This window comes from uncultured Dokdonia sp. (genome assembly GCF_937910895.1).
GTDB lineage: Bacteria > Bacteroidota > Bacteroidia > Flavobacteriales > Flavobacteriaceae > Dokdonia.
Genome location: NZ_CALEMI010000055.1, coordinates 1 through 15,618, shown reverse-complemented (window position 1 = coordinate 15,618; position 15,618 = coordinate 1). Strand labels below are relative to the sequence as shown.

13 protein-coding genes are annotated in these 15,618 nt (G+C 35.2%); 9 read left to right on the top strand and 4 right to left on the bottom strand.

Annotated features, from left to right (window positions below):
* The coding region (gene rho / locus Q0505_RS07250) for a transcription termination factor Rho (RefSeq protein ID WP_299210680.1) at window positions 1-1,550 on the bottom strand (1,550 nt) is incomplete at its 3' end.
* A 202-nt stretch (window positions 1,551-1,752) separates the two neighbouring features.
* Here rho and Q0505_RS07245 point away from each other — a divergent pair.
* Window positions 1,753-2,163 (top strand): DUF4293 domain-containing protein, encoded by a 411-nt coding sequence (locus Q0505_RS07245; protein WP_299210678.1) that lies wholly within the window; start codon window positions 1,753-1,755, stop codon window positions 2,161-2,163.
* A gap of 227 nt (window positions 2,164-2,390) precedes the next feature.
* On the opposite strand, the gene Q0505_RS07240 is transcribed toward Q0505_RS07245, so the two are convergent.
* Complete coding sequence (locus Q0505_RS07240) at window positions 2,391-3,650, bottom strand: aminotransferase class I/II-fold pyridoxal phosphate-dependent enzyme (protein WP_299210676.1); 1,260 nt, start codon at window positions 3,648-3,650, stop codon at window positions 2,391-2,393.
* A 574-nt stretch (window positions 3,651-4,224) separates the two neighbouring features.
* Between Q0505_RS07240 and Q0505_RS07235 the strand changes: the two genes are divergently transcribed.
* Window positions 4,225-4,353 (top strand): hypothetical protein, encoded by a 129-nt coding sequence (locus Q0505_RS07235; protein WP_299210674.1) that lies wholly within the window; start codon window positions 4,225-4,227, stop codon window positions 4,351-4,353.
* A gap of 431 nt (window positions 4,354-4,784) precedes the next feature.
* Window positions 4,785-5,969 (top strand): hypothetical protein, encoded by a 1,185-nt coding sequence (locus tag Q0505_RS07230; RefSeq protein WP_299210672.1) that lies wholly within the window; start codon window positions 4,785-4,787, stop codon window positions 5,967-5,969.
* Between the two features lie 69 nt (window positions 5,970-6,038).
* Here Q0505_RS07230 and ytxJ read toward each other — a convergent pair whose 3' ends face one another.
* Entirely contained in the window at window positions 6,039-6,428 is a 390-nt protein-coding gene (ytxJ, locus tag Q0505_RS07225; RefSeq protein WP_299210670.1) for a bacillithiol system redox-active protein YtxJ, read from the bottom strand.
* Between the two features lie 230 nt (window positions 6,429-6,658).
* On the opposite strand from ytxJ, the gene clpB reads away from it, so the two are divergent.
* The 4 genes from clpB (at window position 6,659) to Q0505_RS07205 (ending at window position 12,709) form a co-directional block, all read left to right on the top strand.
* Window positions 6,659-9,265 (top strand): ATP-dependent chaperone ClpB, encoded by a 2,607-nt coding sequence (gene clpB, locus Q0505_RS07220; protein WP_299210668.1) that lies wholly within the window; start codon window positions 6,659-6,661, stop codon window positions 9,263-9,265.
* A gap of 221 nt (window positions 9,266-9,486) precedes the next feature.
* Window positions 9,487-10,242, top strand: coding sequence for an isocitrate lyase/phosphoenolpyruvate mutase family protein (locus Q0505_RS07215; RefSeq protein WP_299210666.1), 756 nt, complete (start codon window positions 9,487-9,489; stop codon window positions 10,240-10,242).
* A 1-nt stretch (window position 10,243) separates the two neighbouring features.
* Entirely contained in the window at window positions 10,244-11,302 is a 1,059-nt protein-coding gene (locus Q0505_RS07210; RefSeq protein WP_299210664.1) for a bifunctional transcriptional activator/DNA repair protein Ada, read from the top strand.
* Between the two features lie 252 nt (window positions 11,303-11,554).
* A complete protein-coding gene (locus Q0505_RS07205; RefSeq protein WP_299210662.1) occupies window positions 11,555-12,709 on the top strand; it encodes a hypothetical protein in 1,155 nt (384 codons plus the stop codon).
* Window positions 12,710-12,815: 106 nt separating this feature from the next.
* Here Q0505_RS07205 and Q0505_RS07200 read toward each other — a convergent pair whose 3' ends face one another.
* On the bottom strand, window positions 12,816-14,909 hold the full coding sequence (locus tag Q0505_RS07200) for a M1 family metallopeptidase (RefSeq protein ID WP_299210660.1): 2,094 nt from the start codon (window positions 14,907-14,909) through the stop codon (window positions 12,816-12,818).
* 90 nt (window positions 14,910-14,999) lie between these two features.
* On the opposite strand from Q0505_RS07200, the gene Q0505_RS07195 reads away from it, so the two are divergent.
* Window positions 15,000-15,347 carry a hypothetical protein gene (locus Q0505_RS07195; RefSeq protein ID WP_299210658.1) on the top strand — a complete coding sequence of 116 codons (348 nt, stop codon included), beginning with the start codon at window positions 15,000-15,002 and terminating at the stop codon, window positions 15,345-15,347.
* Window positions 15,340-15,618: hypothetical protein (locus tag Q0505_RS07190; protein ID WP_299210656.1), on the top strand; the 279-nt coding region annotated here is incomplete at its 3' end. The genes Q0505_RS07195 and Q0505_RS07190, both read left to right, overlap by 8 nt.

Genomic DNA, 15,618 nt, shown 5'->3' with positions numbered 1-15,618 from the left:
ATATTACCAGTTCCTTTGAATTCTTCAAAGATTACTTCATCCATTTTAGAACCCGTTTCTGTAAGTGCCGTTGCTATAATAGTCAATGATCCACCATTTTCTATATTACGAGCTGCTCCAAAGAAACGTTTTGGTTTGTGTAATGCGTTGGCATCTACCCCTCCAGAAAGAATCTTTCCAGAAGCAGGTTGTACCGTGTTATACGCACGTGCAAGTCGAGTGATAGAATCTAATAAGATCACTACATCATGACCACATTCTACGAGACGTTTTGCTTTCTCTAATACTATATTTGCCACCTTTACGTGTTCATGCGCTTCTTTATCAAAAGTAGAAGCTACCACTTCTCCTTTTACATTACGTTGCATGTCTGTCACCTCTTCCGGACGTTCATCAATCAAAAGAATCATTTGATATACCTCAGGATGGTTTGCTGCTATCGCATTTGCCACATCCTTAAGTAACATGGTTTTACCCGTCTTAGGTTGTGATACAATCATACCACGTTGTCCTTTACCTATAGGTGCAAACATATCCATCACTCTTGTAGAGATACTAGACTGTCGCTCTGCTATATTAAATTTTTCTGTAGGAAATAAAGGTGTTAAGTGCTCAAAAGATACTCTATCTCTTACAATATTAGGACTGAGTCCGTTAATTTTAGATACCTTAATTAATGGAAAATATTTTTCTCCTTCTTTAGGAGGTCGGATCACACCGAGTACCGTATCCCCCGTTTTTAATCCAAATAAACGGATTTGAGATTGTGATACATAAATATCATCCGGAGAAGCTAGGTAATTATAATCTGATGATCTTAAAAACCCATAACCATCTTGCATGATATCAAGGACACCTTCGCTTTCAATAATACCTTCAAATTCAAAATCTGGTTCACGATAGCGATTACGGCTATCTTTATTGCCATTCCCTGTATTAGAGTTACTACGATTACTATTCTGATTGCGATTATTCTGATTGCGATTATTGCTATCGCGATTGCTAGTATCACGAGTATTAGCATCGCGATTCTGACGCTTATTATTCGGATTATTATTCGGACGATTGTCGCGTTGAGAATCTCTAGATTTTTGTTCGTTAGAATTAGTATCTGAGTTTTTCTCTTTTGTTTTTTCGTTGGTATGTGTTGTAGCTGGTTTTTTAACCTCTTCTTTTTGAGGAGCTTTTGGTTCCTTGGCTACTGGAGTTGTAGTTGATTTTGTATCCTCTTGCCTCTTATTCTTAGGATTTTGATTTCTTGGGTTTTGAGGCTTTTCGCGAACTGGTCTTTTAGGGGTCTCTGCAGTTTTGGATGTGTTAGGCTTCGTCTCACGAACCATCTTTCTGGGTGATTCTACTTTAGAAGATTCTGGATTAGAAGATTTTACAGCCGTATTAGCAACCTTTTCAGGTTCTGCTGCTTGTACATCTAAAATTTTATAGACTAAATCTAATTTTTTTAACGTCCTAAATTTAGGAACCTTAATACCTTTTGCGATTTCCTGTAGCTCAGGAAGTTTTTTTGCTTTTAATTCTGAAATGTCAAACATCTAGTAACTAGAGTGAATTAATAATTGTGCGATTTTTTTTGAAAATATATCGAAAGAAGAAATCGATAAATAAACTAGCAAGAAAATAAAAAGCGGAGAGCTTATTACATTATTACATTACAATGATACAATTTTATTTTTAAACTTTTCCTAATAACTCACAAAAGAAACTTATTTTTGCACCTGAAATTATTTACACAAGGTGATACAACGCATACAATCCATATATCTAGCCCTAGCAACTATTGTTTCTATAGGATTACCCTTTGCTTTTAGTCTTTATGCTGATGCGGAAGGTAATGCCGTATGGGCTAAAGAGGATCCTATTGTTTTAGGATTATTTGGACTTAGTGCGCTCCTATCATTCATTAGTATATTTTTATATAAAAAGAGACAAAATCAGTTTGTTCTAGGACGACTGGCAATTATATTAAACTTTGTTTTATTAGGTGTATTGGTATACCGATCACAAATCTTATCCGGAGGAACGGCGGTTCTTGAGAAGGGTATTGGAATGATCATCCCGCTTATTTCTATCGTTTTACTAGCCTTAGCCAATAAGGCCATTAAGCGCGATGAAGATCTCGTAAAATCTGTAGATCGATTGCGATAGACCTATAAATCTTAGTTATTAGTGCGTAAACCCTCCAGAAATGGAGGGTTTACTTTTTTGTAATATCTATTCTATTTTTAAATACTTTGAAATCGTTAATTACGATAGTACACACATTACATTCCTTTAGCAATAGATTTAAATTTACCATATCTCTATTTTAAAAACAAAAAACCGTTTCTAAGCATCCCTAGAAACGGTTTTAAATATTATTTTAAGGGCTCTCTTTAAGCTCCTAATGCAGCTTCTACTCCTGCAGATAGTCTTTTGTATGTTCCGTTTTCTAAACGTGTTCTAATCGCTTCAAATGCGATTAATGTTTCTTCTACATCGGTAAGTGTATGAGACGCTGTAGGAATCATACGTAAAAGGATGAGTCCTTTGGGTATTACTGGATACACAACAATAGAGCAGAATACTCTATGATTTTCACGTAAATCTTTTACAAGTGCCATTGCTTCTGGAATACTTCCTTTTAAATATACAGGTGTCACACAACTTTGTGTCGTTCCTATATCAAAGCCTTTTTCTTTTAATCCTCCTTGTAATGCATTTACATTTTCCCAAAGCTTCTCACGAAGTTCTGGCATGGTACGTAACATATCTAATCGTTTCAGTGCTCCTACAACAAGTTGCATCTGCAATGATTTTGCAAACATCTGAGAACGTAAATTATATTTTAAGTAATCAATGATTTCCTGATCTCCTGCAATAAAAGCCCCGGTACTTGCCATAGATTTTGCAAATGTGGCAAAGTATACATCAATATCATCTTGCACTCCTTGCTCCTCTCCTGCTCCTGCTCCTGTAGCACCAAGCGTTCCAAATCCATGCGCATCATCTACTAATAGACGAAAGTTATACTTTTTCTTAAGCGCTACAATTTCTTTAAGCTTTCCTTGTTCTCCACGCATTCCAAAAACACCTTCAGAGATTACAAGAATTCCTCCTCCTGTTTGCTCTGCCATTTTAGTCGCACGTTCAAGATTTTTTTCGATACTTTCCATATCGTTATGCTTATAGGTAAATCGTTTCCCCATGTGCAAACGAACACCATCTATAATACATGCGTGAGTATCTACATCATATACAATGATATCATCTTTTGATACTAATGCATCAATTGTAGAAAGTATTCCTTGATATCCAAAGTTTAATAAATAAGCAGCGTCTTTGTTCACAAAAGCTGCCAATTCATCTTGTAATTGTTCATGCAGGCTTGTGTGTCCACTCATCATACGTGCTCCCATTGGATATGCACTTCCATAGTCTGCAGCTGCTTGCGCATCTACTTCACGAATTTCTGGACGGTTAGCAAGTCCTAAATAATCATTGACACTCCAAGTAATCACTTCTTTTCCTTGAAATCCCATACGGTTAGAAATAGGTCCTTCTAATTTAGGAAAAACAAAGTAGCCTTCTGCTATCGATGCCCATTTTCCTAGTGGTCCTTTATCCTTGTATATCTTATCAAATAAGTCCTTCATATTCAAATTTTCAAACGAAATGCAAAACTACATAAATAATATATCTTGACCTAATTCAAAATTACAATCAGCTGAGCGTCTAGTCTTACATAACCTGTGTTGCTATTTCAAGATAAGGCAACTTTAGGAAAAGAAAAATTACTATGAATAATTCAACATAGTTTTTTTAGATACATATCTTCAAAAAACGATACGTTGATCAAATACATCGTCATAAAGGATATTTTTTACACTCTATTTTTTACAGTTTCTGCAAACAAAAAATTATTTAAAAAAAGATGAAACTTGCACTTTTAGGGCTTTTAAAGACAAATGCTCCCTAGAGATTTTAAAAGTAAGCAAAATACCCTCTACATTTATTACATATTTATACTTAAAACACATTTTACACCTACATACGTTTATATTACTGTAGACAGTAAGTAAAATATTGAAATCTATCTGATTTTTTTACTTACAAATCAGCATCCAAATGCATTAAATTATTTAAAAATATTTTTCTACCTCAAACAAACACCACTTCTTTGCCATATCAATAACAAACAACTATTAAAAATCTTTAAAATTATCTATTATGAAAACGCAAGAAATCACATCTACAAAACAAGTAAAAACAAACAAAGTATTAGGGATATACACCGTATTTATGGTATCACTATCTGTAAGCTACATCATCGCTACTTGGTTACAATTTGTAGGATAAAAAAACAAACATCAAAAAAAGTATTTATTAACCACTAAACTCACACACATGGTACAAATTATAATCGCAGCTTTAGAAGTTATCTTCGGATAACAATCAGACCACTTCCGTTCAAGACGCACGCATATCTCTAGAACGTATTATATATATTTGATGATTACTATTGGTTACGCTTTCGCGAAAGCGTACCATCTCATCTAGCTTATTCCACTAAAATTATAGAATGTATTAAAATAGCGACAACGTTCGCCTAGATAACAACATCCTAATTTTGAATATAGCAATGACTAGTGAATTGCGTTTTCAATACTAGTCAACACAGACCTCCTTGCTCTTGATCAGAAAATAGGAGGTTTTTTTATGCTATATGTTTAGTATTTTTGAAATCAATTTGGCATCAAAATTGAAACTTGATAAAAAAGTCAATAATTATGAAGTACTTCTACACGACATTATTTTTATTACTCTTCTTTAATAGCTGTTCATCGGTAAAGAAATCTACTACTTCGCTATTAAGTGGTAACTATGATAGAGCAATAGCTACCTCTGTACAAAAACTACGTAAAAATCCCACAAAAAAGAATAAAGAATCTCATATCCTACTATTGGAAGAAGCCTTTGCAAAAGCTGTACAAAGAGATACCGAGCGTATTACTTTTTTACAGAAAGAAGGGAATCCAAATACCATAGAAGAAATTTATCAATTATATAAGTCACTGCACAAACGGCAAGAAAGTATCAAACCTCTGCTACCACTTAGATTGCAAGAGCAGGAGCGAAATGCTGTATTTGAAATTAAAAACTACAATACGCAGCTCATCTCATCAAAAAGAGAACTCACAAATCAACTCTATAATCAAGCAGTTGCAAATCTTGAGGTAGCCAACTCAAAAGTAGATTATAGAAAAGCCTACAACGATCTAGAATATCTAGATGATTTGACACCTAATCATAAAAACGTAAAACAACTTCTAGACGAAGCGCATACTAAAGGAACAGATTATATAGAAGTTGCACTATACAATGATTCAAACATTATAATTCCAGAACGTTTACAAAACGATCTTTTAGACTTTTCTACCTACGGTCTTAATGATTTTTGGAAAGTCTATCACAGTACGCCACAACAAGGAATCACCTACGATTATGTGATGGATGTTTCTTTACGGGAAATCAATATCTCACCAGAACGATTTAGAGAAAGAGAAGTACAAAAAGAAAAAAGCATTAAAGACGGAACAGAATTTCTTCTTGACGAGAATGGTGATTTTGTAAAAGATGAAGATGGAGAAAAAATAGAAGTAGATAAATTCATCACCGTGCGTTGTATGTACTATGAAGTATTACAAAGCAAAGCTGTAAATATTATTGGACAAGTACGCTATACCTCTCAAAATACAGGACAAGTAATTGAATCCTTTCCGCTGGCTAGTGAGTACGTCTTTGAACATTATTATGCCACCTTTGATGGAGACAAAAGAGCGCTAGAAAATGATTTGTTAAGATATACACGTAATAGACAAGTGCGATTTCCTACTAATGAGCAAATGGTGTTTGATGTAGGAGAAGATTTAAAACAACGTTTAAAATCAATTATCGTAAAATCTAATTTTTAAGATAAATCTGACATGTAAAATGGCTACTCAAATTGAGTAGCCATTTTTATTCTATATACTTAAGTAGGACTATAAATACTTATGCAGTGCAGGAACATTCACACCTCCATGACTATCATCATAGACAGCTGTTCCATTTTTTATCACAATCATTTGCGGACTTTGATGAATGACTTGAAAACGTGCAGCTATTTCGTTTGACACCTCACGGTATGTTTTTAAATCCAAATAGTAAATATCCATTTGATTTGCATCTATATCATACGTTGACTCTATCTGTCGTAATACCATTCGGCTAATGCCACAAGTGGTGGAGTGCTTATAGATCGCTATTGGTTTCGCTTTAGAATCTTCTACAATTTTATCCAATTGACTCACCGTTGTAAGCGGTTGCCAAGGAATTTCTGGTTTTGGCTCTTTAGGCTCTTTTGACCCAAATAATCCATTAAATATGCCCATAGTTACATTTTTATACAAAAATAGCTGTTTGTCGTTGAGTTCGCTTTCGCGAAAGCAAAAAAAAATCGCTCCCAAAGAGATTTATTAATTGAGATAATGAAAACCACACATCCCTAACACGTCAAAAAGTCACTATTTATAAGGGCTAAAGCGCCATTTTGTCTTATGCGCTGTCTTGGAATAACTATTGACTATTCACTAATCAAAACAACTTAAAAAACTTAGAAGCTATGAACTTCAACAATTTTACTATAAAATCACAAGAGGTCATTCAAGCAGCACAACGAATTGTGCAAGAATTGGGACATCAACAAATTGAAAACGAACATATATTTAAAGCAATTCTAGAGGTAGATGAAAATGTAACACCTTTTCTATTACAAAAACTAGATGTAAATATTCCCTTGCTTAAACAAATCCTAGAAAGTACACTTACCAGTTTCCCTAAAGTATCGGGAGGTGATGTCATGCTTTCGCGTGAAGCGAATAAAGCAATAAACGACTCCTCCATCATTGCAAAAAAGATGAATGATGAGTATGTGTCTGTAGAGCATATCATTCTTGCTATTTTTAAAACAAAAAGTAAGATTGCACAAATATTAAAAGATCAAGGAGTTACTGAAAAAGCATTACAAGCTGCTATTGAAGAACTTCGCAAAGGAGATCGTGTAACTTCTCAAAATGCAGAGGAAACGTATAATGCGCTAAGTAAATATGCTAAAAACTTAAATCAGCTTGCAAAAGATGGTAAACTAGATCCCGTCATAGGAAGAGATGAAGAGATTCGTCGTATCCTTCAAATCTTATCTAGACGTACCAAAAACAACCCTATTCTTGTGGGAGAACCAGGTACAGGAAAAACAGCTATTGCCGAAGGATTAGCACATCGTATTGTAGATGGAGATATCCCAGAAAATTTACTAAATAAGCAGATCTTTGCCTTAGATATGGGTGCGCTGATCGCTGGAGCAAAATTTAAAGGAGAATTTGAGGAGCGTCTCAAAGCCGTCATCAAAGAAGTCACCACGAGTGATGGAGACATTGTTCTCTTTATTGATGAGATACACACCCTTGTTGGAGCTGGTGGAGGTCAAGGCGCTATGGATGCCGCAAATATTTTAAAACCTGCCCTTGCCCGTGGAGAGTTACGTGCTATAGGTGCTACGACACTTGATGAGTATCAAAAATACTTTGAACAAGACAAAGCGCTGGAACGTCGTTTTCAAAAAGTGATGGTCGATGAACCCGATACAGAAAGTGCAATTTCTATCTTACGTGGTATTAAAGATAAATATGAGACCCACCATAAAGTACGAATTAAAGATGATGCTATCATAGCGGCAGTAAAATTATCACAACGCTACATCACTAGTCGTTTTCTACCAGATAAGGCAATTGATCTTATGGATGAGGCTGCGTCAAAACTACGCATGGAGATTAACTCTAAACCTGAAGAGTTAGATGTCTTAGATCGTAAAGTGATGCAACTAGAAATTGAAATAGAAGCCATTAAAAGAGAAAAAGATGAAGCCAAACTTAAAAGTTTGCACTTGGAATTGGCTGAACTTAAAGAAGCACGTAATGAGCTAAATGCCAAATGGCTCTCTGAAAAAGAAGCTGTAGAGCGTGTACAAACGACAAAGCAAGAAATTGAAAATTACAAACTAGAAGCAGAGAAAGCTGAGAGAGATGGAGATTATGGCCTCGTAGCCGAGTTACGCTATGGTAAGATCAAAGATGCACAAGAACGCTTAGAAGTATTACAAAAAGAACTTGTTGCTCATGAAAAAACAGCACTTATTAAAGAAGAAGTAACTAGTGAAGATATTGCAGAAGTAGTCGCAAAATGGACAGGCATTCCTGTGACAAAAATGCTACAAAGCGACCGAGAAAAACTCCTTCATTTAGAAGAAGAATTACACAAACGTGTTGTAGGACAAGAAGAAGCAATCATCGCAGTAAGTGATGCTGTGAGACGTAGTCGCGCTGGATTACAAGATCAACGTAAGCCTATTGGTTCCTTCTTATTTTTAGGAACCACAGGTGTAGGTAAAACAGAACTCGCAAAAGCACTCGCCGATTATCTTTTTGATGACGAAAATGCCATGACGCGTATTGATATGAGTGAATACCAAGAAAGTCATAGTGTAAGCAGACTTATAGGAGCACCTCCAGGATATGTGGGGTATGATGAAGGAGGGCAACTTACAGAAGCTGTGCGTCGCAAACCTTATTCGGTTGTGTTACTAGATGAAATTGAAAAAGCACATCCAGATACGTTTAATATCCTTTTACAATTATTAGATGAAGGCAGACTTACCGATAATAAAGGACGTACCGCAGATTTTAGAAATGTGATTGTCGTTATGACCTCTAATATGGGAAGTGATATTATCAGAGACCGCTTTGAGGCTATTCAAGATATGAATAGTGCTATAGAAGCGGCTCGTATTGAGGTGCTTGGTTTATTAAAACAAAAAATACGCCCTGAATTCTTAAACCGTATAGACGATATTATTATGTTTACTCCGCTTACGCGAAAAGATATAAGAGACATCGTAAAGTTACAATTGGAAAGAATTAAAAAGATGCTGAATCAACAAGGAATTACCTTAGATTCTACACGTCAAGCTATTGACTTCTTGGCAGAAAAAGGATTTCAACCAGAATACGGTGCTAGACCTGTAAAAAGGACGATACAACGAGAAGTGCTGAATCAATTATCAAAAGAAATACTAAGTGGGAATGTGACCACAAATAGTATCATACTTTTAGATGCCTTTGATGATGTACTTGTCTTTAGAAACCAAGATGAGTTGACAGGTGAAGAAGAATAATCACTAGATGTAGTTGTTCTAACAAAGGTCGATATAAAACTGACTTCTTACAGAATCAAATATTAAACAAAAAAAAGCCTCTTTACAGAGGCTTTTTTTATGCGATCTTGTGTAATTATATTATTTCAAAAACAACTATCTACAAGCAAAAAAAAATACACGTCCAATTTTCGGTTGCTGGTTAGATTTCATCTTCAGTACTTTGCATCAAAACATAAAAGATGAAATTTAAAAATCTACACAATCAAGACACCCCTTTAGTGATTGCAAATGTCTGGGACGTTCCGAGTACAAAAATAGCTGAGAAACTGCATTTTAAAGCTATTGGGACTTCAAGCGCTGCTATTGCAGCAATTTTAGGATATCAAGATGGCGAAGAAATGGAATTTTCCGAGTTAGAGTATTTCGTAAAACGAATTGCATTGAACACACAGATACCGCTATCGGTAGATTTAGAATCTGGGTATAGTCGTAACCCAAAAGAAATCGCCCGTCACATAAAACGATTGGTAAAATTAGGTGTTGTCGGTATTAACATTGAAGATAGTATCGTTACTGAAAAACGAATTTTATTAGACGCTGAAGACTTTGCAAATACAATCAAAGAAATAAAAGGTCATTTAGAAAAAGAATATATCGATATTTTTCTAAACGTGCGAACAGATACGTTTCTCTTAGGTCAAGAAAACGTAATCGAAGAAACGAAAAAAAGAATTCAACGATATCAAAATGCTGGAGCAGATGGAATTTTCACTCCTTGTATTGAAAAAGAAGAAGATATCAAAACGATTGTCGATTCCACACATTTACCCATTAACGTCATGTGTATGCCGCATCTCCCAGATTTTGAAACATTAAAAAGATTAGGTGTACAACGCATAAGTATGGGTAATTTCCTTTTTGACAAGATGTATAGTACATTTGAAGAAACCGTACAAACAGTAGTAAACCAAAATTCATTTAGCGCAATTTTTTAACATGCTGATCACAGACAACCATAAAATCGAAACCTATTATCAAGCGCTATTGGACAAGAAGCAAAGTTTTGTTGGTATTTTCTTCGTAGGTGTAAAAACCACTTCCGTTTTCTGTATTGCAACCTGTCGAGCGAGAAAACCAAAACTAAAAAATGTTGAATTTTATACTACATTCAAAGAAGCATTAGATAATGGATATAGACCCTGTAAGATCTGCAAACCTACCGAAAATGCTAATGAAGCACCCAAACAAGTTGAGAAAGCAATTACACTCGTAAAAGAAAATCCTAAAAAGAAAATAACTGACTTCCAATTAAGACAACAAGAAATTAGCCCAGAAGTCGTACGCAGATGGTTTAAAAAAAATTACGGGATGACCTTTCAAGCTTATCAAAGGATGTATCGGATTAACAATGCCTTTCAGGAATTAAAGCAAGGAAAAAACGCTACACATACTGCGTTTGATACGAGTTACGAATCCCTGAGTGGTTTTGGCTACACCTTTAAAAAACTTGTTGGTAAATCGCCAAAACAAAGTAAGGATAAAAATATTATTCTCATCAACCGACTTACAACACCCTTGGGTCCTATGTTTGTTTGTGCAACCGATAAAGGAATCTGCTTACTAGAATTTGTCGATCGGCGGATGCTCGAAACAGAATTTAAAGACTTACAAAAACGATTAAACGCAAATATCATTTCAGGTGAGAATGAACATATCAAACAACTCATGAAAGAAATAAAAGAATACTTTGATGGCACCAGAAAAACGTTTGATGTAGCTATAGAAACACCCGGAACTGATTTTCAAGTTTCTGTTTGGAAATCTTTACGCGAAATCGATTATGGAACCACGACTACCTATCAAAGTCAAGCAGAAAAAATCAATCATCCAAAAGCAATAAGAGCTGTTGCTTCTGCAAACGGATCTAATAGAATTTCTATTATTGTGCCTTGCCATAGAGTTATCGGGAAAAATAGAAAAATAACTGGATATGGCGGAGACATCGAACGAAAAAAATGGCTCATAGAACACGAACGGAACAACGTCAACTCATAATACGGCATTCTGTAAGGAAAGTACAGAATCAAAATACATAATCCATATTTCTTCAGATCTTATATTGATTTTGAGTCCTTTAAAAAATACTGAATCTATTGCTTTACATAAATGCTATTATTCGTTGTAGCGCAATTTCCCATTGAAAATCACTATCTTTAAATAATAACTTGGGGATCAGAGGGTAGCACTGCCAAATAATTCCATTACGAAATCCTAGCCTAACCGTAATAAGCGAAATCAAACTCTACAATGGGGAAAAGTAAAAAATGTAAATTTTGTTTTAGTGAAATCCCTGCGCAAGCTACAAAATGTGCGGCGTGTCTTGAGTGGCAAACAACCAAAAAAACGGAACATAAAATCTACGAAGATCAATATCTAGATCAAAAAACTTTTACCAATGTTTTTGGTGTACTTAAGCGTCCATTTCAATTGAATCTCGTAAACTTTACAAGGCTCCCCTATTATTTTACTGTATTTATTATCACTGCCATCTTCTTTACCACGATTCAAGCCTATTGGATTTATATCAATGGAGAAAACCAATATCTATTGTCATTTTTAGCCTATTCGCTTCAGATGATGATCTCTTGGATGTGTGTAATATGGATCTATACGGTCATCAAAAGAGATCATAATTTCTTTATTGAAATTTCTAGAATCAATAAAAAGTTAACGAACAAAACCTATAACAAAGGAGTCTTGGAGTATAAGAAATTTAATGAAAAGATTTTCAACAAAAAGTATTCTATTTTTTGGGGATTGCTTGTTGGGATCAGTTCTGTTATAGCAGATCTTATTATAGGTCTCCCTTTTGAAGACTATAGAGCTCAGATTGCTTTTAGTTTTTTAGCCTTCTTTAATATGTTTTTTGGCGGAGCTGCGCTTTATAGTATGTATCAATTTAGCAGGTATACGTACAAAATCAGCAAAAAATACATTAGGAGTAAATTCATGACTATTGAGCAAAAAAGAGCTGTAAATCAAATTGGAGTTATTCATTTGAGATCTGCAATTCTCGCGATACTTCCGTTAGGCTTAGGCATATTAGCAAAATTTTTTGGCGATTGGGAAATAAATAATATGGTCATTGGATGGTACACCTTCTTTGGAATTCTCATCATTATATACATCTTTTGGCCCATGGAAAATATCCATAATCTACTTAAAAAAGACAGAGATATTCAAATTATAGCCATACAAATGAAAATACGAAAAAAGCTAGACGAGGTTAATGTCAACCTAAGCTCCAGTAATTTATTAAAAATTAGCAATTTAAGAGAACTGGAGAAAAAGACGAGCTTACAAAAAACATGGCCATTTGATACCAGAGGGATTTGGCTGGTCTTTTTAGCTACCCTTTTTCCAATTATACTAATGATTATTAACGAGTATCTTGTTAAATAAAAAAAGCTAATAACTTCGTGAGTTAATGAGTCGTGAGTCTTTTTCTACTATTAAAAACCTCTATACTTTTCACTTTCCTAAAAACTCAAGACTCAAAAACTCAGAACTAAATATCAATCCGTTTTAAATACGCCAATTCTTTCTCGTTGAGCAATGGCTTTACACTTTCCATAATCTCTTTAATTCGTTGCTGTTTTAGAAGATTGTTGAGTGTTGTGCGTGCGCTTTCGCGAAAGCGCCAACTATGATGTGTACAGGCTTCCACTAGATTTTTAAGACTCGTACGATCAAAGGATTGGATTTGAGATAAGTATTGAAACGCATTTTCCCGCAATTGAAACGGATATTCGGGTGCTGTATACGAGATCAGCTCATCATAGCGTGCACCCGCTTCATCGCTTTTGTAGTCTTCTGTTGCCAGACTTAACGTTAACCACAACGTACGGATATTTCCGTCAGAAAAACCAAACTGATCATCCATATCCTCTAATAATTCGTGTTGTTTTTGGAGATCATTTTTTGCTCTGTAATACAACCACAACTTTAAAAATGCCTGCTCACGTGTGATATAACTTTCATCCTTCAAGAAGCTTTCAAATTGATACAATAGCGGATCAGGAATTTGATCTACAGACGTCGCTATGGCTTGTCGGATGAGGGTGTTTTTGGTGTTAAATGCCTGTTTATACAAACCGATACTTTCCTGTAAGTTCGTTCCCGAAAGTTGGTACACCGCCTCTTGCCCTAAATAATCATTGGATAATTCTAAGGAACTTTCCAATGGTTTCAGTTTATCTTTCAACGCATACGGACGCAAGGCTTGCAACTCAAAATACGAGCGCATAAATTCCGATCTTTTTAATGATTCTAAAGCTTCGGCGGCTTGGAAGGCACTCTGATACAGCCAATTCTTTTTATAATCGATGAGTTCTTGTCCGTAGACGGCTTCGACTTCTGCAATAAAATCATCAGTCGTCACATTTTTATAAGCAAATTTTGTAAGGTAGTTTTTAACCGCTTTCGCGAAAGCGGACGCCCCCACTTTCTCTTTTAAAATATGCAATGCCCATGCTCCTTTTTGATAGTAGGTGTGGCTGCTCCCGCCTGCCGCCACCAGTTGTTGCCCTTTTCCCTGATCACTGAGTTCACGAAGCTGCTCTGCTGATTCATACAGTTTATAATAAAAATAATCATCACCAAATACTTCGCGCTCTGCGAGTAAGGCGTAATAGGTGGCAAAGCCTTCCTGAAGCCAATGATGTTCGCTTTTGGTCGCAGTAACCAAATCACCAAACCATTGGTGGGCAAGTTCGTGGGCGTTGACATTGACGTAATTCCGATCCGTAAAACCGATACTGTCTACGACAAAACTATCCGAAAAAATAGTCGCGGTGGTGTTTTCCATCCCTGCATACAGGAAATCCTTTACTGGAATTTGCTTGTAATTCTGCCACGGATAGGGAACGCTAATTTCCTTTTCAAAAAAATCAAATAACTGTTTAGAATAGCGGTAGGTAGACTCTGCCTTTAGCGAATCTTCTGGATAGTAATAAAACTCCAAAGGCACGCCAGACGCGGATGGAAACGTGGTTTTTTTATACTCGCCTACCGTCAGCGCCACCAAATAACTAGACATGGGTTGTTGCATATCAAAACTCCAAACCGTCGAGGCTCCAAGGGTTTCTTTCTCCATAAGTTTTCCGTTGGTCACTACCTGATACGCAGTAGACGCAATTACCGAAATATTAAACTCTATTTTATCATTTACATCATCGATACTCGGTAACCAATGAGAAGTGTACTTGCCTTGTCCTTGTGTCCAGATTTGATCGTTGCCACCTGCGTTGACAAAATACAAAGCTTGTTTGGGTGTGGCAGAATAGTCAAATTGTACGGTGTATTCTTGAGTTGCTTTAAAGTCTCCCGTAAAAACAACATGGTCTTTTTGGGCAGTGACCGAAGCAATATCGGAGCTATCTGCTACCGTCATATTTTTGGCATTTAGACGAACTTCAATGACGTCTTTTAGAGGCGTAAAACGCACCCATACTTGCCCTTGAATCGATTTAGTCTCAAATTGAGGTGTGACTACCGCACGGATACTTTGGATATCAACGGTGGTAGTTTGTGGTGCGATTTCTTGGGCGTACGCTTCCGCGAAAGCGAACATAAAAATCAAAAAAGCAACAAAATATTTCATAGGGATAAAAATACAATTTCGTGCGGAATGTGGCTGTGAGAAATTTGTTAATTGCTGTGGATGTGTTTACAACATTTTTCTTCACAATAAATGAGCAAAAAAAAAGGAAATTCTTTTAAAGAATTTCCTATTTATTCAGTTACAAAAACGGCTATTGTTAGAATGGTAGAAAATTATTCAGAAATTTTTTTTAAAAAAAAATTATCTATATTTGCTGTTGCCCCAGGTGCTGTAAAAACAAAAATGTTACAAAAAGTTCTTAAAGTTACAAAAGTTGGCACTAAATCAAAAATGAATGATGTAATCAAATTTATAAATTTTTCACTTAAAATTAATACATCGATGTTTAATGGAAGATTAATAAATATTAAAGACAATATTAATAAAATCTCTAAAAATAAAAATCCAAATTATCTCAAATTGAGGAGAGTTGAATGAATATTTTTTTTATAGGCATGGGTTATATGGGCGTCGAAAGATTGAAGAATATCATAAGTATAAGAAGAAATATAATTTAAATATTTGTGGTTTTTATGATCCAAAAATTAAAACAATAAAATTAAAGGGGGTAAGTTTAAAATCAGAAAAGAATTTTTCAAAATCTCTTTTAGATAAAAAAAAAGTAGATTTGTGTTTTATATCAGTCCCTCACAATCTAAGTCTAAATTACTCTCTTATATGCTGTAAAAGTGAATTTAATCCTCATCTA

What these genes read in the sequence shown, in the direction of transcription:
- Q0505_RS07240 (WP_299210676.1), bottom strand. Translation starts at nt 3,650, where the DNA reads ATGAAGGACTTATTTGATAAGATATACAAGGATAAAGGACCACTAGGA.
- Q0505_RS07235 (WP_299210674.1), top strand. Translation starts at nt 4,225, where the DNA reads ATGAAAACGCAAGAAATCACATCTACAAAACAAGTAAAAACAAACAAA.
- Q0505_RS07230 (WP_299210672.1), top strand. Translation starts at nt 4,785, where the DNA reads ATGAAGTACTTCTACACGACATTATTTTTATTACTCTTCTTTAATAGC.
- ytxJ (WP_299210670.1), bottom strand. Translation starts at nt 6,428, where the DNA reads ATGGGCATATTTAATGGATTATTTGGGTCAAAAGAGCCTAAAGAGCCA.
- clpB (WP_299210668.1), top strand. Translation starts at nt 6,659, where the DNA reads ATGAACTTCAACAATTTTACTATAAAATCACAAGAGGTCATTCAAGCA.
- Q0505_RS07215 (WP_299210666.1), top strand. Translation starts at nt 9,487, where the DNA reads ATGAAATTTAAAAATCTACACAATCAAGACACCCCTTTAGTGATTGCA.
- Q0505_RS07210 (WP_299210664.1), top strand. Translation starts at nt 10,244, where the DNA reads ATGCTGATCACAGACAACCATAAAATCGAAACCTATTATCAAGCGCTA.
- Q0505_RS07205 (WP_299210662.1), top strand. Translation starts at nt 11,555, where the DNA reads ATGGGGAAAAGTAAAAAATGTAAATTTTGTTTTAGTGAAATCCCTGCG.
- Q0505_RS07200 (WP_299210660.1), bottom strand. Translation starts at nt 14,909, where the DNA reads ATGAAATATTTTGTTGCTTTTTTGATTTTTATGTTCGCTTTCGCGGAA.
- Q0505_RS07195 (WP_299210658.1), top strand. Translation starts at nt 15,000, where the DNA reads ATGAGCAAAAAAAAAGGAAATTCTTTTAAAGAATTTCCTATTTATTCA.